Origin of the sequence: Gordonia oleivorans (assembly GCF_040044975.1) — a bacterium.
Taxonomy (GTDB): Bacteria; Actinomycetota; Actinomycetes; order Mycobacteriales; family Mycobacteriaceae; genus Gordonia; species Gordonia oleivorans.
The window spans coordinates 1-18,714 of record NZ_JBDZDI010000021.1; the positions used below are offsets into that span (position 1 = coordinate 1).

An 18,714-nucleotide genomic window follows, 5' to 3' on the forward strand; every position below is an offset into this window, starting at 1 on the left:
TCCAGATACTCCCGGACATAGGCTGTGATCTCAGCGATCGTGTAACCAGCACTAATACTCATGTTGTGAACCTCCTCCTCGGAAGTGACTCACACCCAGATTGGCATACAACGGACAGCGCTCTCCTCATCGTTGACAGCGCTCTCGTCGTCACTGACAGCGCCCTGGTCGTCACTGACAGCGCTCTCGTCGTCACTGACAGCGCCCTGGTCGTCACTGACAGCGCTCTCCGCATCGTTGACAGCGCCCGCAGACATCCGGGTGCGCCATCCCGCGGGGTACGGCGGGTGTCCGACGGGCGGTACGGTCATAGAACTTTCCGACACGCCGAGCTTCCCGACACGCCGCGCCCGCAGAGGAGTGATCACCGCCGATGACCGATCCGAGCCCGAATCCCACCCTCGTCTACGCCGACGATCTCTCCGTCGGCACCCGATACGAGTTCGACCCACATCACGTCACCGAGGCCGCCATCGTCGAGTACGCCTCGGCGTGGGACCCGCAGTCGTTCCACATCGACCGCGCCGCCGCCGATGCGGGCGCGTTCAGGGGCCTGATCGCCAGCGGAATCCACACCCTGGCCGTCGCACAGCGCCTGTCGGTCGACGCGGCGCTGCACACCTGGGAGGTGATCGCCGGACGTCGGCTCACCGAGGTGGAGTTCCTCGCCCCGGTCCGCCCCGACGACGATCTGGGCGGATTCCTCGAGATCGAGGGCGTCGACTTCGATGACCGTGGGCGCGCGCTGGTCACCCATCGATGCGATCTGATCAATCAGGCCAGCGTCACCGTGCTCCGGATACGCGTGCAGGCCTACGTTCGGGCGCGTCCGACGACCCGGTGATATGCCAGGATCGGTGAGGTGACCCGCCGCGACGACACCTCCACCGCGCAACATCGGCGGGACCTGGAGCGATTGCGCAGGGTCCGCGATCGGATCGACCGTGACTACGCGCAACCTCTCGACGTCGAGGCTCTCGCCCGGGGTGCGCACATGTCGGCCGGCCACCTGAGCCGCGAGTTCCGACGCGCTTACGGGGAGTCGCCGTATTCCTACCTGATGACCCGGCGGATCGAGCGGGCCATGTCCCTGCTCCGCCGCGGAGACGTGTCGGTCACCGAGTCCTGCTTCACCGTCGGTTGCTCATCGCTGGGTACCTTCAGCACCCGGTTCACCGAACTGGTCGGAATGTCACCGAGTGAGTACCGCCGGCGTGCCGCCGACCTCGCGGCCGGGGTATCCACCGAGGGCATCCCCGCATGTGTCGCCAAACAGGTCACCAAACCGATCAGGAATCGAGAAGTCCCCGGCCCCGCGAGTCACTAGCGTGAGCGACATGACCATCACCATCCACTACGCGTTCCTGCCACAGACCGATCCCGACGCCGCGTTGGGCTTCTACCGCGACACACTCGGATTCGAGGTCCGCAACGACGTCGGCTACCACGGCATGCGCTGGATCACCGTGGGCCCACCGAACCAACCGCAGACCTCGATCGTGTTGCAGCCACCGGCCGCCGACCCGGGTATCACCGACGACGAACGCCAGACCATCCTCGACCTGATCGCCAAGGGCACCTACGGCGCCGGCCTGACGTTGGCCACCGACGACCTCGACGGCCTCTTCGCCCGACTCGAGGCCGCCGGCGCCGAGGTGGTCCAGGAACCGATGGACCAGCCCTACGGCGTCCGTGATTGCGCATTCCGCGACCCGACCGGCAACCTCCTGCGCATCAATCAGGCATCCTGAATCCCACCCCCGAACAGACGGAGATCCGATGAGCCGGACGCCCCGCGCGTCGACACCCCATCCCGCCGACACCCACGACATCATTCGTGTGCACGGCGCCCGCGAGAACAATCTCCGGAACGTCGACGTCGAGATCCCCAAGCGCCGGCTGACCGTCTTCACCGGAGTGTCCGGGTCGGGGAAGAGTTCACTGGTCTTCGCGACGATCGCCGCCGAATCCCAGCGGATGATCAACGAGACCTACAGCGCGTTCGTGCAGGGGTTCATGCCGACGTTGGGTCGGCCCGACGTCGACGTGCTCGAGGGACTGACCACCGCGATCATCGTCGATCAGGAACGGATGGGCGCCAATCCGCGGTCGACCGTCGGCACCGCCACCGACGCCAACGCCATGCTGCGGATCCTGTTCAGCCGGTTGGGAACACCGACGATCGGTTCGCCGCAGGCTTTCTCGTTCAATGTCGCCTCGGTGTCCGGGGCGGGTGCGGTGGAGATCGAACGCGGTGGACGAAAGGTGAAGGAACGCAAGGAGTTCAGCGTCACCGGAGGCATGTGCCCGACGTGTGAGGGACGCGGCGATGTCTCCGACTTCGACCTCGGGGCACTCTACGACGACACGAAGTCCCTCAACGAGGGAGCCCTGACCATCCCGGGCTATTCGATGGACGGGTGGTACGGGCGGATCTATCGCGAGTCCGGGTTCTTCGACCCGGACAAACCCATCGCGAAGTTCACCAAGCGCCAACTCGACATCCTGCTGTACTCCGAACCCAAGCGGATCAAGGTCGAGGGCATCAACGTCACGTTCGAGGGTCTCATCCCGAAAATCCAGAAGTCGTTCCTCGCCAAGGACCGCGAGGCGATGCAGCCGCACATCCGTGCCTTCGTCGACCGTGCGATCACCTTCACCGTCTGTCCGGACTGCCAGGGCACCCGACTGAGCGAGTTGGCCCGATCCTCGACGATCGACGGCGTCAGCATCGCCGACGCCTGCGCCATGCAGATCACCGACCTGGCGCAGTGGGTGGGCGGACTCGACGAACCCGGTGTCGCACCGCTGCTGACCTCGCTGACCGAATTGCTCGACTCCTTCGTCGACATCGGCCTCGGCTACCTATCGCTGGACCGACCCTCGGGCACACTCTCGGGTGGAGAGTCGCAGCGCACCAAGCTGATCCGGCATCTCGGTTCATCGCTGACCGATGTGACCTACGTGTTCGACGAGCCGACGATCGGACTGCATCCGCACGACATCACCCGGATGAACGATCTGCTGATCCAGTTGCGCGACAAGGGCAACACCGTCCTGGTGGTCGAGCACAAACCCGAGGCGATCGCCATCGCCGACCACGTCGTCGACATCGGCCCCGGCGCCGGAAAGGACGGCGGCACCATCGTTTTCGAGGGCAGCGTCGAGGAGCTGCGCCACAGCGACACCCTCACCGGACGTCACCTCGACGACCGGTCGGCGTGCAAGGACGTGGTGCGCCAACCGACCGGCGCGGTCGAGATCCGCGGCGCCGACACCCACAACCTGCGAGAGGTCGACGTCGACATCCCGCTCGGCGTGCTCGTCGTGCTCACCGGTGTCGCGGGATCGGGCAAGAGTTCCCTCATCGGCGGTTCGGTCGCCTCCCGCGACGGCGTGGTCACCATCGACCAGGGCGCGATCAAGGGATCGCGACGCAGCAACCCGGCCACCTACACCGGCCTCCTCGAACCCATCCGGAAGGCCTTCGCCAAGGCCAACGGCGTCAAACCCGCACTCTTCAGCGCCAATTCCGAGGGTGCGTGTCCCAACTGCAAGGGGGCCGGCGTCGTCTACTCCGACCTCGCGATGATGGCCGGCGTGTCGACCATCTGCGAGGTCTGCGAGGGCAAGCGGTTCCTCGCCGAGGTCCTCGACTACACCTTCGGCGACCGCAACATCGACGAGGTACTCGGCATGTCGGTGGCCACGGCGCACACGTTCTTCGCCGACGGCGACGCGAAAGTTCCGGCCGCACACAAGATCCTGACGCGGCTGGTCGACGTGGGTCTGGGATACCTCACCATCGGGCAGCCGCTGACCACCTTGTCCGGTGGTGAACGGCAACGCCTGAAGCTCGCCTCCCAGATGGGGGACAAGGGCGACATCTACGTCCTCGACGAACCCACCTCGGGACTGCATCTCGCCGACGTCGAGGCGCTGCTGGGTCTCCTCGATCGGCTGGTCGATTCCGGGAAGTCGGTGATCGTGATCGAACACCACCAGGCGGTGATGGCCCACGCCGACTGGATCATCGACCTGGGCCCCGGCGCCGGCCACGACGGCGGGCAGGTCGTGTTCGAGGGCACCCCGGCCGATCTCGTCGCCGATCGATCCACCCTCACCGGCCGGCACCTGGCCGACTACGTCGGGGCCTGACCCGCAACCGGTCCGGCCGTCCGGTCAGCCCTGGGCGTCGATGATGGTGAGGACGAAAACGAGGGTGTCGCCGGCATCGATCCCGGCGTCGGCGTTGCCGGTCGTGTACCCGTCGGCCGGCGCGATCGCCACCGCGACCGTCGACCCGACCTTCTGTCCGCCGATGGCCTTGGCGAACCCGGGGATCACCCGGTCCAGCGAGAAACTGGCCGGCCTGCCGCGCTGATAGCTGCTGTCGAACTGGATGCCGGTCCGGCCGTTCACGCCGACATAGCTGACCTCGACGATCGCGGTCTGCGACACGGTCTCGCCGCTGCCCTCGGTGAGCACGTGCACCTGCGTTTGATCGACCGCGAACGGGGTGGTGACCTTGACGGTCGGTGGGGTGCTCGCGTTCTGCGATGCGGTCACCGTCACACTGCCGGTGGTCCCATCGAGGGTCCATGTCGCACCCGGTGCCGAGCTGCCGCCCCCGTTCGATCCGACGCCATCCGATCCGCCATCATCGGAGCCACACCCGCTCACCACCAGAACAGCGAGAACGGCCAGGATCCCGAGGACTCCACGTACTGTGCGCATGGTGCTCGACGCTACCGGGTGCGCACCGGCCGGCCGGTCGGCGGCACCCGCAGGCCGGTCAGCTCGACTGCACCAGCGACGCCAACTGTTCCACCTCGGCGACGCTGCCCGGCGAGACGAGCATCGTCGTCACGCCCGCCTTCTCCCAGATCGCGATCTGCTCGCGGACGTGGTCGCGGTCACCGACGATGGCCGAATCGTCGACCACCGCGTCGGGGATGATGTTCGCCGCCTCGTCCTTGCGTCCGGATCGGAACAGTGCGGTCACCTCGTCGACGACCTCGCCGTACCCCATGCGGCGATACACCTCGGCGTGGAAGTTGGTGTCCTCGCTGCCCATTCCGCCCATGTAGAGCGCCAGGAAGGGTTTGATCGCCGCGTAGGTGGCCGCCCGGTCGTCGGTGATCACGATCTGTGCGGTGGCACAGATCTCGAAGTCCGCGCGGCTGCGGCGGGCGCCCGCTCGCGCGAATCCCTCGTCGAGCCAGGCGTTGTAGGTGTCGGCCATGCGGGGTGTGTAGAACAGCGGCAGCCAGCCGTCGGCGATCTCGGCGGCCAGCGCGATGTTCTTCGGTCCCTCCGCGCCGAGCATCACCGGGATGTCGGCGCGCAACGGATGGGTGATCGGCTTGAGGGATTTGCCGAGTCCGGTCGAACCGGGACCGGTGTAGGGCAGCGAATAGTGCGGGCCGGCGCTCGCGACCGGCGCCTCACGGGCCCACACCTGCCGCATGATGTCGACGTATTCGCGGGTTCGGGCCAGCGGTTTCTCGAATTTCTGGCCGTACCAGCCCTCCACCACCTGCGGGCCGGACACACCGAGTCCGACGATGTGCCGGCCGCCGGAGAGATGATCGAGGGTCAGGGCCGCCATCGCGCACGCCGTCGGCGTGCGCGCCGACATCTGCAGCACCGACGTGCCCAGGCGTACCCGCTCGGTGGACGAACCCCACCACGCCAACGGCGTGTAGGCATCCGAACCCCAGGCCTCCGCGGTGAAGATCGCGTCGAACCCGGCGGATTCGGCCGCGGCCACCAGTTCCTTGTGGGCGGGCACGGGTTGCGCGCCCCAATACCCCAGTTGCAGACCGAGTTTCATTTCTCGCGGGTCCTTTCCTCGACCATCGGCGATGAGGCGATGCATCGAACCTATACCGCCCGGTCTACCAACCTCAAGGGATCGGCAGTCAATTCCTTTACCATGGGTGCGTCGCCGCCAAACGCCCCCGGCGGCAGCGCCGACCGAGGAGGGGATCGTCATGTCATTGCGTCACGCGATTCTGGCCGAGTTGATCAACGGCGAGGCGTCGGGCTACCAACTCGCCAAGACCTTCGATGTCGCGGTCGCGAGCTTCTGGTTCGCCACCCCGCAACAGTTGTACGCGGAGTTGCCCCGCCTCGAGGCCGCCGGCCTGATCAGCGGCCGCGAGGTCATCCAGCACCCTCGTCCCAACAAGCGGGTCTACGCGATCACCGACGACGGTAGGGAAGTGTTGCGGAGGTTCGTCGAGGGCGCCTCGAAACCGACCTTCATGCGTGATGAACTCCTCGTGCGTGTGCGGGCCTGCGACATCGGCGACACCCCCGCACTGATCGACGACCTGCGCGGACGCGCAGAGTCGGCACTGGCCAAGGCCCGTCTCATCGAGGGATTGTTGCGCAAGGTGCGCGGCGACGTCTCCGAAGATCGCTTTCTCGCCGAAAGTCCGTCCGTGGGACCGTATCTCACCGGACTGCGTGGCATCGCCTTCGAACGGGAGAACGCCGCATGGTGTCGACGCGCCGCCGACGTCCTGTCCACCCGGATGGCCGCGACGGCGCAGGCCGACCGGGCCGACACGCCCTGACTCAGCCCCGACTCCCGCCGGCGGCCGCCGCGGCCTCGGCTGCCTCGGCGCGGATCCGGTCGAACTGCGCGCCCATCGCCTCGGCCACCGCGGTGGCCCCGGACAGTGGACGCACCATCACCATCAGGTCATCGATCCGGCCATCGGCGTCGACGTGGATGAAGTCGCAGCCGGTGATCGATTTCCCGCTCACGGTGGCGGTGAACATCAACGCAGTGTCGGCGCCGCCGGCCGATCCGAACTCGCGGATGTAGCGGAAGTCCTCGAACACCCGCATCACGCCGCGCAGGATCGCCGCGGTGATCGCCTTGCCCTCGTACGGCGCGAACGCCACCGGACTGGTGAACACCACATCGTCGGCGAGCAACGCCTCGATGGCCGTCGTGTCGCCCCGTTCGACCGCCTCACGGAATTCCTTCATCGAACACTCCTGGTCATGAAACATCCATGGTCATGTAATTGAGTATGACGGAGATGGTAGACGGAATCGTTCGGGTGGGCAGCCGTTTGGCGGCCTTTCGCCGGGTTCGCCGGTGATCAGCCCGATGCGGATTCCGATCGGCGGTGATCGTCGAGGCGGCCGACGACGTCGACGAGGTCGGCGACCAACGGATCGGTGGCCGCTCGCCGTTCCCGCCACGCCGCCACCGTGCTGATGTGCGCCCTGCTGTGGCGCAGCGGAATCACCTGCACCGGCTCACCGGCAAACAGGCGGCCGGTCATTCCGTCACCCAAGGCGACGAGGGTGAACGCCTGCCCGGTCGCCACCAGATGCGCCAGACCCCCGAAGTTGCCGTCGCTCAGCGTGATCCGTTTGTGCACGCCGTGCCGGGTCAGCAGGTTGTCGAGGTTCGCGTAGATCTCCGGTGCCGCATCGTGATTGATCGAGGCGAACGGGATCTCGGCCAGTTCGGCCAGCGCGATCGTCTCCGGCGTGCCGTCGACGATCATCGAACCGACCGCCACCCCGACGGGCTGCCGATCGAGCAGCAGGGACTCCACACCGTCGGTGCCCACCGGCCCGTGGACGAGGACGAGGTCGGCGGCTCCGCCTCGTAGATCCCGCAGCAGCGGAGCGGTGCTGGCCGGTAGTAGTTGGGGACGGACGTCCGGATACCGTTGTGCCAGAACGTCGAGGAATGCGTCACGGATCGACGGCGACACCTCCGGGGCGATGCCGATGACCGCGCGGCGCTGCTGCCCGGTCTGCGCCGCCGCGAGAAGATCGGGAATCGCGTCGACCCGTTCGACGATGTCACCCGCCTGGGGGAGCAGCGCGCGTCCGGCGTCGGTCAACTCGACCCGACGGTGCGCGCGGATGAACAGATCCATGCCGAGTTCGCGTTCGAGATCCTTGATGCGCTGACTCAACGGCGACGCGGCCATGTGCAGTCGCGCCGCCGCCCGCGTGAAACTGCGTTCCTCGGCGACCGCGACGAAGTACCGCAGATGAAGCACATCCACAGCGATCACTGTAGGCCACCGCCACCGGCGGCTCTCCGCGTTCGCGACCGATTCGGTCATCGTGGGCTTCGCCGATCGATCCTGGTCACCGCCGACGGTCGGTCGATAGCCTGCCCACATGGCAGTACCCGACCCCACACGACCCATCCGCATCGCGAACTTCTCCGGATATCTCGGTGATCGCCCCACCGCCATCACCGAGGCACTCGACGGTGACCCGATCGACGTTCTGATGGGTGACTACCTCGCCGAGATCACCCTCGCCTCGTTGTCCGCGGCCTATATCCGCAACCCCGATCGCGGTTACGTCGAATACTTCGTGCGCCAGATTCGGCCACATCTGGCCACCATCGCCGATCGTGGGATCGCCGTGGTGACCAACGCCGGCGGATTCCATCCGGCCCGGCTCGCCCAGGTACTTCGCGACGAGATCGCCGCTGCCGGAGTCGCTCTCGAGGTCGCCTACATCGAGGGCGACAACATCCTCGGTGACCTCGCCGACCTGCGCGCCGGAGGCCATCTCCTCGATCACCTCGACAGCGGTGCGCCGTTGTCACAGTGGACGGCCGAGCCGATCGCGGCCAACGCCTACCTGGGCGGGTGGGGGATCGCCGCCGCACTGGAGGCCGGGGCCGACATCGTCGTGTGTGGCCGCGTCACCGACGCCTCGCTGACCCTCGGCCCGGCGGCGTGGTGGCATGGCTGGTCCACCGACGAGTGGGACGCACTCGCCGGGGCCGTGGTCGCCGGACACATCATCGAATGCGGATCCCACGCGGTGGGCGGTAACTTCTCCGGTTTCCTCGACATTCCCGATCGCCTGGTGCCCGGATTCCCGATCGCCGAGATCGCCGCCGACGGCTCCGCTGTCATCACCAAACACGCCCGGGATGGGGGAGCGGTCACCGTCGACACCGTCACCGCCCAGTTGGTCTATGAGATCCAGGGACCGGTCTACCTCAACCCGGATGTCACCGTTCGTCTCGATCATGTGCGCGTCGATGCGGTCGGGTCCGACCGCGTGGCCGTCACCGGTGCCGTCGGCTCGCCGCCGCCGCCGACCACCAAGGTGGCCCTGTTCGGCAAGGTCGGCCACAGCGTCGTCAACACGGTCTTCGTCACCTCGCCACACGTGGAGGAGAAGATCGCGCTGATCCGCGATCAACTGTCGCTGGATCTGCCCGACGGCGTCGAGATCGACCTCACGGCGATCGGTACGGCCGCCGATGATCCCGAATCACAGTGGGCCGCAACGGTGTCGTTGCGCGTGATGGCCACCGCCGACGATGCCGACACGCTCGGTGCCGCCGCTCTCGGTGCCCGACTGGGGAGCCTGTATCTGCAGGGAATCCCGGGCTATTTCCACGACGGGGCGGCCGGTCTGCACTCACGGCCGTCACCGCGGATCGACTACTGGCCCGGTGTCCTGGACCAGTCGGCGCTGCGCCATCGGGCCGTCGTCGGAGACGGCCGCACCGTCGACGCACCGCGACCGCCCGCATTCGAGATCGTCTCGCAGCCACAGCATCCCGAACCCTCGGGCGCGCCGCTGGCGGAGCGGGTGACCCGTGTCGCACTGGGTACCGTGGTCCATGCCCGCAGCGGCGACAAGGGCGGCAACTCGAATGTCGGTGTGTGGACCCCGGATCCGCGAGTGTGGCTGTGGCTGCGCCGATTCCTCGACACCGACGAGATCCGTCGCCTCATCCCGGAGACCAAGGACCTCGACATCGTCCGACACGAGTTCCCCGAGTTGCGGGCCGTGCACTTCGTCTTCCGCGGACTGCTCGGTACCGGCGGGTCGTCGAATCTGCGTGTCGATCAGGTCGGCAAGGCGATCGGCGAATACCTGCGGTCGCGCCAGGTCCTCCTTCCCGACGATCTGCTCAGCGCGGCCGCCGACGGCAACGACGTCGACGATGCCGAGGTGACCGCATGACGTCGCTGACCGAACGACTCCGCACCGCCGCGGCCACGCCGGCCACCGACGACATCTTCGATGCCGGTGCCGAATTCGAGGGCGTGCTGTCCGGGCTGGGCATGTCGCCCGCCGACACCGGTGGCGAGGTGAGGTTCATCGGTGCCGATCCGGTGGTGCCGAGCACCCTGCGACTCGGCGCGGCGGCGGGCATCGCGCTGGCCACCAAGTCCGCCGCGGTCGCCAAGCTCCACCGTCTGAGAGGTGGAGCCGGACAGGACATCTCGGTCGACCTGCGCAGCGCACCACACCGGCTGTGCCCGTTCTACGACCAGAAGTGGGAGTTGCTCAACGGGTATCCGCCGTCGACCCCGGCGAATCCGTCGAATGCGTTGGGATTCCGTTTCTACCGGACCGGCGACGATCGCTGGATGATGCCGCTCAATCCCTATCCCAAGATCAAGATCGGCGCCCAGCGACTCCTCGGTGTCCCCGACGATTCGCGGGCGGTCGCCGCCGCCATCGCCACCTGGAAGGGACGTGAACTCGAGGCTGCCGGCACCGAGGCCGGGGTGGTGATGCCGATGCTGCGCACCATCACCGAACTGCTCGACGAGCCCCACTACCGTGACGTCCTCGCCGATATGCCGTTGATCGAGATCACCCGCATCGGCGACGGTGACCCGATTCCGCTGTCCGGTGGGACCGACCAGCCCCTCGACGGCATCCGCGCGCTCGGGATGGGCCACGTCATCGCCGGTGCGGGCGTCGGGCGGTCGCTGGCGTTGCACGGCGCCGACGTCCTCAACATCTGGCGACCCAACGAACTCGAACACGACGCCACCTACGCCACCGCCAACGTCGGGGTCCGCTCATCGGTGATCGATCCGCGTTCGGAGTCGGGGAGCGCACTCCTCGGCGGTCTGGTGGCCGGCGCCGACGTCCTCTACGCCAACCGACGGCCGGGTTACCTCGCCGAGATCGGACTCGACGCCGCGACCGCCACCGCCGGGCACCGAGGTCTGATCCACGCGACGGCGTCCCTCAACGGCGAATCGGGACCGTGGAGCGATCAGGTGGGGTTCGATCAGACGGCGGGCAGCCTGGCCGGGATGATGCTGAGCGAGGGCGGCGGCGACACACCCTCGCTACCACCGATTCTCGTCGTCAACGATTACATCGTGTCGTGGTTGCTGGCCGCCGGGGTCACCGAGGCGCTGGCCCGTCGGGCAGAGCACGGCGGCAGTTATCGGGTGCATGTCTCGCTGACCCGGGCGGCGCTGTGGATCGTCGGCATGGGGGTCTTCGACCGCGGATACGCCCACGAGATCGCCGGTACCGACGCCGGCGGCGGTGCGCACCGCTACCTCGATCCGGAGACGTTCACCGCCGACACCGCACTCGGTGCCTATCAGGGCGTCACCGATCAGGTCCGGATGAGCGGCACGCCCGGTGCGTACCGCACCATCCTGGTGCCGCGGGGTTCCTGCCGCCCGGAGTGGCTGCCGATCTGAGTCCGGAGTCCGGTGCCGGTCGGTACGCCGGGTCAGTATGCCGAGGCGGGGCCCGTCGGGGTGATCCCGTGATGACGTTGTGCGACATCGGGATGCGCCCGGGTACGCGACTTCCACGCGTTCTCCCCGTAGGTGGCATAGATCGGGTTGGCCGGATCGGCTTCGACGCCGCGCGAGCGGGCGGCGAGTTCCGGAGGCAGGTCGATGATCGGTATCACCGCATCGAGGGCGGGATTGAGGAAGAACGGGATCGAGATGCGATCGGTTCCCGGTTTCGGTGCGCGCACCCGGTGACGGGTGGCTCGCAGATATCCTCCGGTCGCGACTTCGAGCAGTTCACCGACATTGACGATGAACGCGTCGGCCACCGGTGGCACATCGATCCACTCACCACCGGTGGTCTCGACCTGCAGTCCCGCCGATCCCGGCTCGACGAGCAGAAGCGTCAGGACACCCGAATCCTTGTGCGCCCCAACGCCTTGCTCACGTTCGGCGGTGCCCGGGTAGCGCACCACCTTCAGCAAGGTGGCGGGCGCGTGGGCGAACGCCTCGTCGAAGTGGTCCTCCGAGGCACCCAGCGACAACGACCACTGCCGCAGCAGCCGCAGCCCGACCTCGGACAGGGAGTCACTCCACGATCCGAACACCTCACGAAACCGCGAGGGTCGAGTCGGCCACAGATTCGGGCCCTGAAGGTTCCAATAGCCGTCCGCGTTGTCGATGACCGGTCGATCCGGACCCAGATCGATCTGTTCACGCCAGTCGATCCGCCCGTTGGTGAGTTCTCCGCCCAGTCGCGAGTAGCCGCGGAAATGCGGGCTGTCCAGCTGACTGATCTCGTCCTTCTCCGCATCGTCGAGGGCGAAGAACTCGCGGGCCACCGCCACCGCGGCCGACATCTGTTCGGCGGGTATCCCGTGGCCGATCAGGTAGAAGAATCCGTGCACATGCGTGGCCTCGCGCAGCGCGAGCCGAAACCCCTCCGGATCGGTGTCGGCGTCGGCGAGATCCAGGATCGGCAGCATGTGCTCCACTCTGGCACCGCCGTCGGAACCACGCCAGGCCGCCGACCCCTTCGACCCACCGCGGCGTCAACACCGCTTCACCGACAGCGCCCTGCCGATCGTTGACAGCGCTCTGTTCCTCACTGACAGCGCTCGTCACTCCACTCACAGCGCCCCTATCCTCACCGACGGCGCTCTGTGCGTCGTCGGCTTCTGTCATCGGGGCGCCGTCGACGTCCGGCTGAGCGCTGTCAATGCGGGCGAGAGCGCCGTCAACGCGGGCGAGAGCGCCGTCAACGTCCAGCAGAGCGCTGTCAACGACGTGCGCGGGCATCGCCCCCAGCCGATCGACCTGCGGATATCGCCATCGCTCCACACGTGCCACCGGGCGACGCGGGCGAGGCGACCCGGCCGTGGGACACTACCTCGGGTCCGAATGTCCCTGACGAAGTGTCCCTGAAGAAGTGACACCGACGAACTGTTTCCCGACGAACCCACGAGGCGGCCATGGAGAGTGTGCAACAGCCGGCGCTGGCGCAGGCGTGGGAGGCCAATCGCTCGATCCAGAAGTCGGCAGCCGTGCGCCTCTTCGCGGCCACCAACTCCGCCCTCTACGTCACCCTGATGGAGCGCCACCTCGACTTCGGCTCGCGACGGTCGGAGACAGACCTGGCGGTCCGCCTCGATCGCGACATCTCCGACCTCGGTCTCATCGACCAGCCCCAGGGACTCGACCTCATCAAACTGTGGGCCAAGAACGGGTGGCTGCACCGGATGCCCGATCCTGCGGTCACCGGGCAGAACCTGTGCCACCTGACGCCCGAGGCGCGCTCGGTCCTCGACTACACCCGCCGGCTTCGCCGTGAGGACTCGGTGGCCACCGGTGGGTCCATCAACGGCATCGCCGCGGGCCTGCGACGCGTCGCCGGACAGGTGAGCGACGACGCCGACGCACTGCGTGAGGACCTCACCCAACAGATCGAGGAACTCGACGCCGAACTGGCCGACCTCGATGCTGGTCGTCGGCGCGAGCCCGACCTGGCCGCCGCCGAGGACGAGGCCCGGGCCATCGCCTATCAGATGGAACAGATCATCTCCGACATCGGTCAGTACGGCAGCATGCTCGATCGCATCACCACCGCGCTGCTCGACGATCCCGGCGATTCCGACCTCGCCTACCGGGATCGGCAACGGCAGATGTTCGACGACTACGAATCGCTGCTGGAGTCGTCACAGAGCGCCTCGTACCACGCATTCACGACGATGATCGGCGACCCCGCACAACGCGCGAAGCTGATCGCCGACATCGACACCGTCATCGCCCGTCTCCCCGGTATCGATCCGGCGCTGCGGTCGGTGATGGACAACTTCTTCGTCCTCGTCACCCAGCAGATCGGTGAGGTCGGCCGGATCCGTCGGCGCTGCGCCCGCCGCATCCGCCGATTCGTCGCCTCCGGCACCCTCGAACAGAGCCGCGGCATCGCCCGCCAGCTCAACGACGCGTTGTCGACGGCGAACGAGTTGCTGTCGACATCGCTGTCGGATCGTCGCCTCGGCTACGAATTACCGCTGGCCACAACGTCATTGACCTCCATCGGTCGACTGGCGTTCGAGATCCGCAATCCCGAACCACCGATCCCGGCGCTCATCGCCGACGGACAGGCCGATCTCGACTCGTTCGTGTCGCTGGCCGGCCAGGTCGACACCGTCGAACTCACCGAGCGCGTCAACGACGCCCTGCACACCGGTCCGGTCACCCTCGCCGAGGCCATCGACTCGCTCGACGAACCGTATCTGGCCCATGTGATCGTGTTGTGGTCGTGGGCGTTGCGCCAGCCCGGGGCGTCGGCGTCATCCCCGTCCGCGTCCACGCCGACCTCGGTTCTCCGCTTCCGGTCGCTCGATGGCGACGACCGCTTCATCGAGGTACCGAGCCTCACCTTCACCGAACCGATTCCGACCGCGGAGGCCGACACCCTGTGACCGACAATCGCGACCACGGCACCGCCGTCGACCCTGCCACCACCGACGAGTTCCGCGGCTACGACGACCTGCCCGCCGTCGCCCGGACCGCCACCGTCGACGACAGCCCGAAGGTGCCGCGTTTCGACGGCGACCTCAGCGAGATGCCCGACCGCGCGTGCTGGGCGTTGCAGAACCTGGTGACCCGCCGCTACGTCAGCGCCGATCGCACCCCGCAGCTGTGGTCGTGGGTCCTCGAGTATCAGGATCGGCTGCGTGTGCGGCTGTCCGAACTCGATCTGCGCCTGCGGCTGGTCACCGAACTCGAGGTCGCCTTCGTCGAGCAGGTGGGCTATGACTCACGTTGGGGGAGAAGGCTTCTCAAACGAGAGACCATCCAGACCTATGATGCGATCCTGGCTCTGCATCTGGCCAAACACATGCGGGCCGCGCGCGAGGAACAGGTGCTGATCACCCACGAGGAGATCCACGAATTGTTCGCGGGCGTGTCGAATACGATCGACCGGGACCTGACACTGTTCGACAAGCGCATCGACAAGGCCATCGACAAACTCGAGGAACTCGAGTTCCTGCGTCGTCACCGCGACGACCCCGACACCTTCACCGTCAGCCCGGTGATCACCGCGGTGATGACCGCCTCGGTCATCACCGATCTGCAACACCAGTTCGAGGTGTTCATCGGTTCCGGCGAGGTCGGTGATGACGACGCGGAGGACACGCCGTCGGATCACGACGGCGCCGAGTCGGTGGATCTCGATGCCGACGATACCGACGACGAGGGGGATGACCAGTGGTGAGCAGCAGCGTCGACCAGTTCCACCTCTCCCGGCTGCAACTGATCAACTGGGGTGTCTTCGACGGGTACCACTCGATTCCGTTCAGCGTCAACGGGTCTCTGGTCACCGGCTCGTCCGGCAGCGGTAAGTCGTCACTGCTGGACGCGATCTCGCTGGCCTTCCTGCCCGATCATCGGCGCAACTTCAACGCCTCCGGGGACGCGACGGCCGCCGGTTCGGCCAGTGGCAAACGCACGGTCGGCAAGTACGTCCGCGGCGCGTGGGGTGAGCGCCGCGACGGGGTCAACTCCACCCGCGAGGTGATGTACCTGCGCGGCACGGGTCCGGCATGGGCGGCCATCGCCGTCACCTACACCTCCGATTCGGGTGCCGCGATCACCGGGCTGGTGCTCAAATGGCTTGCCGCGGGCAAGATGACCGATGCGCACAGCGCCTACTTCCTGACCGAGGGCGACGCCGACATCGTCGAGGCCTGCAACGAGTGGGCGCAGGGCAATCACAACGCCGCCCGACTCCGTGAGCGCGGCTGGCGCGGTGGTCCCGGGGAGGGCAAGTACCTCGCGTCCCTGTACTCGCTGATCGGCATCCGCGGATCCGATGCGGCCCAACAACTTCTCGGAAAGGCCAAGTCGCTCAAGAGCGTCGGTGGCCTGGCACAGTTCGTCCGCGAGTTCATGCTCGACGAGCCGACGAGCATCGTCGGCATCAAGGACGCTCTCGAGCAGATCGATCCGTTGGTCGACGCGCGTGAACTCCTCGACATCGCCCGGCGTAAACGCACCATTCTCGGCGACATCGAGGCGATCCAGGAACGTTATGCGACCGAGGCGGCGAAGTTCTCGGTGCTCGACACCATCGACACCGCCGCCGTACGCGCCTACCTGACCAATCTGCGAATCCGGCACGCACAACCGGAGATCGCCGACCTCGACGATCAGATCGAACGCCTCGACGGCGACCTCGAGGCGCTGACCGCCCAACACGATCAGCTACGGACCGATCACAGTCACCTGCTGTCCCGGATCGCTTCGAGCACAGCGGATCTCGCCCCGCTGTCCGAGCAGCTCACCGCCGCCCAGAAGGCCGCCAACGAGGTGTCGATCCGGTTCTCCTCGTATGAGGCCAAACTGTCCGCGCTCGACGTCGAGATCCCGGACACCGCAGAGGATTTCTGGGAATCACGCGAGTTCCTGATCGAGGAGGCCACCCGGATCGACGGGCTCCTCGACGCCGGAAAGGGGCACTACGCCGAGGTGCTCGCCCAGGAGGTGGCCGCCCGGACCCGGCGTGACGCCGCGAGGGACGAACTCACCCGCGTCGAGAACGCCGGTTCGGCCCTGCCGCGCTCCGAGCACGAGATGCGCCGGGTGATCGCCGACGCCCTGCAGGTCGACGACACCGAACTGCGCTACGTCGCCGAACTCGTCGAACTCGATCCCGATCAGGAACGGTGGCGACCCGCCGTCGAGAAGGTACTGCGCACCGCAGGATTACGACTCCTGGTGCCCGACAGGCACTTTCATGCCGCACTGCGTTTCGTCAACACCCACGACATGCGTGGCCGGATCCAGTTGCACCAGGTCCAGGCCCGGGAGGCCGGCGCCGCCGAGCCCGGTACGCTCGCCGCGACGCTGCGTCCGGTCGAGGACACCCATCCCAGTTCCGCGGAGGCCCTGACCATCCTCAACCGGTTGGGCAACTACGTCTGCGTCGACGATCCCGCCGAGTTCTCCCGGCACACCAAGGCGGTCACCGATCGCGGGCTGCGCAAGGATTCGGCCAGACTCGCCATCAAGGATGACCGTCAGACCCTGCGGGCATCGCAGTTCATCTTCGTCGGCAACGTCGATGCCAAACTCGCCGCCCTGCGCGACGAACTCGATCAGCACGAGAGCAACTACGAGTCGGCCCGCGCGGCGACCGCGTCGATCGAGGCCGACCGATCCGACAAACAACGGCGACGCGACGCGTATCGCAGTGTCTGCGAACAGTTCACCCAGTGGACCGAGATCGACGTGGAGTCGGCCGAGGACCGCGCCGAACGCCTGTCCGACCAGTACGAACTGCTGATGGAGGAGCATCCCGACGTCGAGGCCCTGCAACGCAAGGCCGAGGAGATCTGGGAACAGGTGCGCGCGGCGATCTCCAAGGCGGCGCTGGTGCGCGACCGCATCGCCACCCACGACGAGCGCCGCACCCAGTTGCTCGACCTCACCGATCGGCTCACGCCCGAACAGGTCGGTGAGGGCATCGAGGTGGCGCTCGACGGTTTCCGGGAGGAGTCACCGGCCATCCTCGACGTCCTCGCACCCGAGCCCTACCGCGCGGAACTGGTGAAGGCGGTCGGCCGGGACCGTGACCGCATGCGCGCCGATGCCCGGCGCTCCCGGGACGAACTCGCGCGGATCGTGCGGACCTACGACGAGGAGTTCCCCGACGCCATCCCGAACGACAGCGACGACCTCGACGAGCGGGTGTACGACTACGTGGCGATGTGCCGCCGCATCGATGAACGGGAACTCCCGTCGGCCTATGAACGGATGCGTCGACTGATCACCGAGCAGGCGCCGGGAGCGATCCTCAACCTGCACATGGCCGCCGACGCCGAGGAACGCCGCATCGTCGAACAGATCGAACGTGTCAACACCGGCCTCGGGGCCGTCGCGTTCAACCGCGGTACCCGGCTGCGTCTGCAGCCCGGGCGCAAACACCTCGCCGCCGCGGCCGAACTGACCGAGAAGGCCCGTCAGATCTCCCGGCGGTCGACCGCGGTCGCCTTCGGCGACGAGCAGGCGATCCTCGAGCAGTACGCCGACATCCTGCTGCTGCGCGAACGTCTCGCGGGCGCCACCCCGGAGGATCGCCAGTGGACCCGCGATGCCCTCGACGTGCGCAATCGTTTCGACTTCTACTGCGAGGAGCACGACGCCGCCACCGGCGAGACGATCCGGACCTACAGCAACGCCGGCGACAACTCCGGTGGTGAGCAGGAGAAACTGATGGCGTTCTGTCTGGCCGGAGCGCTCAGCTTCAACCTCGCGAGTCCCGACGGGGACGACAACCGGCCGATCTTCGCGCAGCTGATGCTCGACGAGGCGTTCTCCAAATCCGATCCGCAGTTCGCCCAGCAGGCTCTCTCGGCGTTCCGCAAGTTCGGGTTCCAGCTGATCATCGTGGCCACCGTGCAGAACACCAGCACCATCCAGCCCTACATCGACAACGTGATCATGGTGTCGAAGACCGAGACGGGTGGGCGGCCGGTCGCCACCGCGACCTCGACGTCGATCGGCGCGTTCACCGAACTGCGGCGGTCCTCGGGCCGCAACCGGCTGATCTGACACGGCTGACCTGACACAGGGCCGACCGACAAAACAGCCGACCGACGAAACGACAGAAGTGGGGGAAGACGAATCTTCCCCCACTTCGTGGGCCGGGATTGCGCTGGAGCGC

The 18,714-nt window shown here is 67.1% G+C and carries 16 protein-coding genes; 11 read left to right on the forward strand and 5 right to left on the reverse strand.

Going from position 1 to position 18,714, the window contains the following annotated elements; translation table 11 throughout:
* The 5 genes from ABLE92_RS21480 to ABLE92_RS21500 all read left to right on the forward strand — a co-directional run.
* Window positions 1-377: hypothetical protein (locus tag ABLE92_RS21480; RefSeq protein WP_348806830.1), on the forward strand; the 377-nt coding region annotated here is incomplete at its 5' end.
* Window positions 374-844, forward strand: a complete 471-nt coding sequence (locus tag ABLE92_RS21485) for a MaoC/PaaZ C-terminal domain-containing protein (protein ID WP_348806831.1) — start codon at window positions 374-376, stop codon at window positions 842-844. The genes ABLE92_RS21480 and ABLE92_RS21485, both read left to right, overlap by 4 nt.
* An 18-nt stretch (window positions 845-862) precedes the next feature.
* Window positions 863-1,327, forward strand: a complete 465-nt coding sequence (locus ABLE92_RS21490; RefSeq protein ID WP_348806832.1) for a helix-turn-helix transcriptional regulator — start codon at window positions 863-865, stop codon at window positions 1,325-1,327.
* A 10-nt stretch (window positions 1,328-1,337) separates the two neighbouring features.
* Window positions 1,338-1,751, forward strand: a complete 414-nt coding sequence (locus ABLE92_RS21495; protein ID WP_348806833.1) for a VOC family protein — start codon at window positions 1,338-1,340, stop codon at window positions 1,749-1,751.
* A 28-nt stretch (window positions 1,752-1,779) separates the two neighbouring features.
* Window positions 1,780-4,158, forward strand: a complete 2,379-nt coding sequence (locus tag ABLE92_RS21500) for an ATP-binding cassette domain-containing protein (protein ID WP_348806834.1) — start codon at window positions 1,780-1,782, stop codon at window positions 4,156-4,158.
* 24 nt (window positions 4,159-4,182) lie between these two features.
* Here ABLE92_RS21500 and ABLE92_RS21505 read toward each other — a convergent pair whose 3' ends face one another.
* Together ABLE92_RS21505 and ABLE92_RS21510 are read right to left on the reverse strand one after the other, a co-directional pair.
* Window positions 4,183-4,737, reverse strand: coding sequence for an FKBP-type peptidyl-prolyl cis-trans isomerase (locus ABLE92_RS21505; protein WP_348806835.1), 555 nt, complete (start codon window positions 4,735-4,737; stop codon window positions 4,183-4,185).
* A 58-nt stretch (window positions 4,738-4,795) separates the two neighbouring features.
* Complete coding sequence (locus ABLE92_RS21510) at window positions 4,796-5,836, reverse strand: LLM class F420-dependent oxidoreductase (protein WP_348806836.1); 1,041 nt, start codon at window positions 5,834-5,836, stop codon at window positions 4,796-4,798.
* 160 nt (window positions 5,837-5,996) lie between these two features.
* On the opposite strand from ABLE92_RS21510, the gene ABLE92_RS21515 reads away from it, so the two are divergent.
* Window positions 5,997-6,584 (forward strand): PadR family transcriptional regulator, encoded by a 588-nt coding sequence (locus ABLE92_RS21515; RefSeq protein ID WP_348806837.1) that lies wholly within the window; start codon window positions 5,997-5,999, stop codon window positions 6,582-6,584.
* Window position 6,585: 1 nt separating this feature from the next.
* Here the strand turns inward: ABLE92_RS21515 and ABLE92_RS21520 are convergent, their stop codons facing one another.
* Window positions 6,586-7,005 (reverse strand): nuclear transport factor 2 family protein, encoded by a 420-nt coding sequence (locus ABLE92_RS21520; protein ID WP_348806838.1) that lies wholly within the window; start codon window positions 7,003-7,005, stop codon window positions 6,586-6,588.
* Between the two features lie 116 nt (window positions 7,006-7,121).
* A complete protein-coding gene (locus ABLE92_RS21525; RefSeq protein WP_348806839.1) occupies window positions 7,122-8,048 on the reverse strand; it encodes a LysR family transcriptional regulator in 927 nt (308 codons plus the stop codon).
* 118 nt (window positions 8,049-8,166) lie between these two features.
* On the opposite strand from ABLE92_RS21525, the gene ABLE92_RS21530 reads away from it, so the two are divergent.
* On the forward strand, window positions 8,167-9,987 hold the full coding sequence (locus ABLE92_RS21530) for an acyclic terpene utilization AtuA family protein (protein ID WP_348806840.1): 1,821 nt from the start codon (window positions 8,167-8,169) through the stop codon (window positions 9,985-9,987).
* On the forward strand, window positions 9,984-11,480 hold the full coding sequence (locus ABLE92_RS21535) for a CoA transferase (protein WP_348806841.1): 1,497 nt from the start codon (window positions 9,984-9,986) through the stop codon (window positions 11,478-11,480). Before ABLE92_RS21530 ends, ABLE92_RS21535 begins: the two co-directional genes overlap by 4 nt.
* A gap of 32 nt (window positions 11,481-11,512) precedes the next feature.
* Here ABLE92_RS21535 and ABLE92_RS21540 read toward each other — a convergent pair whose 3' ends face one another.
* The gene (locus tag ABLE92_RS21540; protein ID WP_348806842.1) at window positions 11,513-12,505 is read right to left on the reverse strand and encodes an isopenicillin N synthase family dioxygenase; all 993 of its coding nucleotides are present in this window, start codon (window positions 12,503-12,505) and stop codon (window positions 11,513-11,515) included.
* A gap of 486 nt (window positions 12,506-12,991) precedes the next feature.
* On the opposite strand from ABLE92_RS21540, the gene ABLE92_RS21545 reads away from it, so the two are divergent.
* Genes ABLE92_RS21545 through ABLE92_RS21555 form a run of 3 tightly spaced genes read left to right on the forward strand, consistent with a single transcriptional unit; the run spans window position 12,992 to window position 18,602 of the window.
* Entirely contained in the window at window positions 12,992-14,467 is a 1,476-nt protein-coding gene (locus ABLE92_RS21545; protein WP_348806843.1) for a DUF3375 domain-containing protein, read from the forward strand.
* Window positions 14,464-15,264 carry a DUF4194 domain-containing protein gene (locus ABLE92_RS21550; RefSeq protein WP_348806844.1) on the forward strand — a complete coding sequence of 267 codons (801 nt, stop codon included), beginning with the start codon at window positions 14,464-14,466 and terminating at the stop codon, window positions 15,262-15,264. The genes ABLE92_RS21545 and ABLE92_RS21550 overlap by 4 nt, the downstream gene beginning before the upstream one ends.
* The gene (locus tag ABLE92_RS21555; RefSeq protein WP_348806845.1) at window positions 15,261-18,602 is read left to right on the forward strand and encodes an ATP-binding protein; all 3,342 of its coding nucleotides are present in this window, start codon (window positions 15,261-15,263) and stop codon (window positions 18,600-18,602) included. Before ABLE92_RS21550 ends, ABLE92_RS21555 begins: the two co-directional genes overlap by 4 nt.
* Window positions 18,603-18,714 lie beyond the last annotated feature (112 nt).

What these genes read in the sequence shown, in the direction of transcription:
- ABLE92_RS21510 (WP_348806836.1), bottom strand. Translation starts at nt 5,836, where the DNA reads ATGAAACTCGGTCTGCAACTGGGGTATTGGGGCGCGCAACCCGTGCCC.
- ABLE92_RS21535 (WP_348806841.1), top strand. Translation starts at nt 9,984, where the DNA reads ATGACGTCGCTGACCGAACGACTCCGCACCGCCGCGGCCACGCCGGCC.
- ABLE92_RS21540 (WP_348806842.1), bottom strand. Translation starts at nt 12,505, where the DNA reads ATGCTGCCGATCCTGGATCTCGCCGACGCCGACACCGATCCGGAGGGG.
- ABLE92_RS21500 (WP_348806834.1), top strand. Translation starts at nt 1,780, where the DNA reads ATGAGCCGGACGCCCCGCGCGTCGACACCCCATCCCGCCGACACCCAC.
- ABLE92_RS21545 (WP_348806843.1), top strand. Translation starts at nt 12,992, where the DNA reads ATGGAGAGTGTGCAACAGCCGGCGCTGGCGCAGGCGTGGGAGGCCAAT.
- ABLE92_RS21515 (WP_348806837.1), top strand. Translation starts at nt 5,997, where the DNA reads ATGTCATTGCGTCACGCGATTCTGGCCGAGTTGATCAACGGCGAGGCG.
- ABLE92_RS21505 (WP_348806835.1), bottom strand. Translation starts at nt 4,737, where the DNA reads ATGCGCACAGTACGTGGAGTCCTCGGGATCCTGGCCGTTCTCGCTGTT.
- ABLE92_RS21520 (WP_348806838.1), bottom strand. Translation starts at nt 7,005, where the DNA reads ATGAAGGAATTCCGTGAGGCGGTCGAACGGGGCGACACGACGGCCATC.
- ABLE92_RS21495 (WP_348806833.1), top strand. Translation starts at nt 1,338, where the DNA reads ATGACCATCACCATCCACTACGCGTTCCTGCCACAGACCGATCCCGAC.
- ABLE92_RS21485 (WP_348806831.1), top strand. Translation starts at nt 374, where the DNA reads ATGACCGATCCGAGCCCGAATCCCACCCTCGTCTACGCCGACGATCTC.
- ABLE92_RS21530 (WP_348806840.1), top strand. Translation starts at nt 8,167, where the DNA reads ATGGCAGTACCCGACCCCACACGACCCATCCGCATCGCGAACTTCTCC.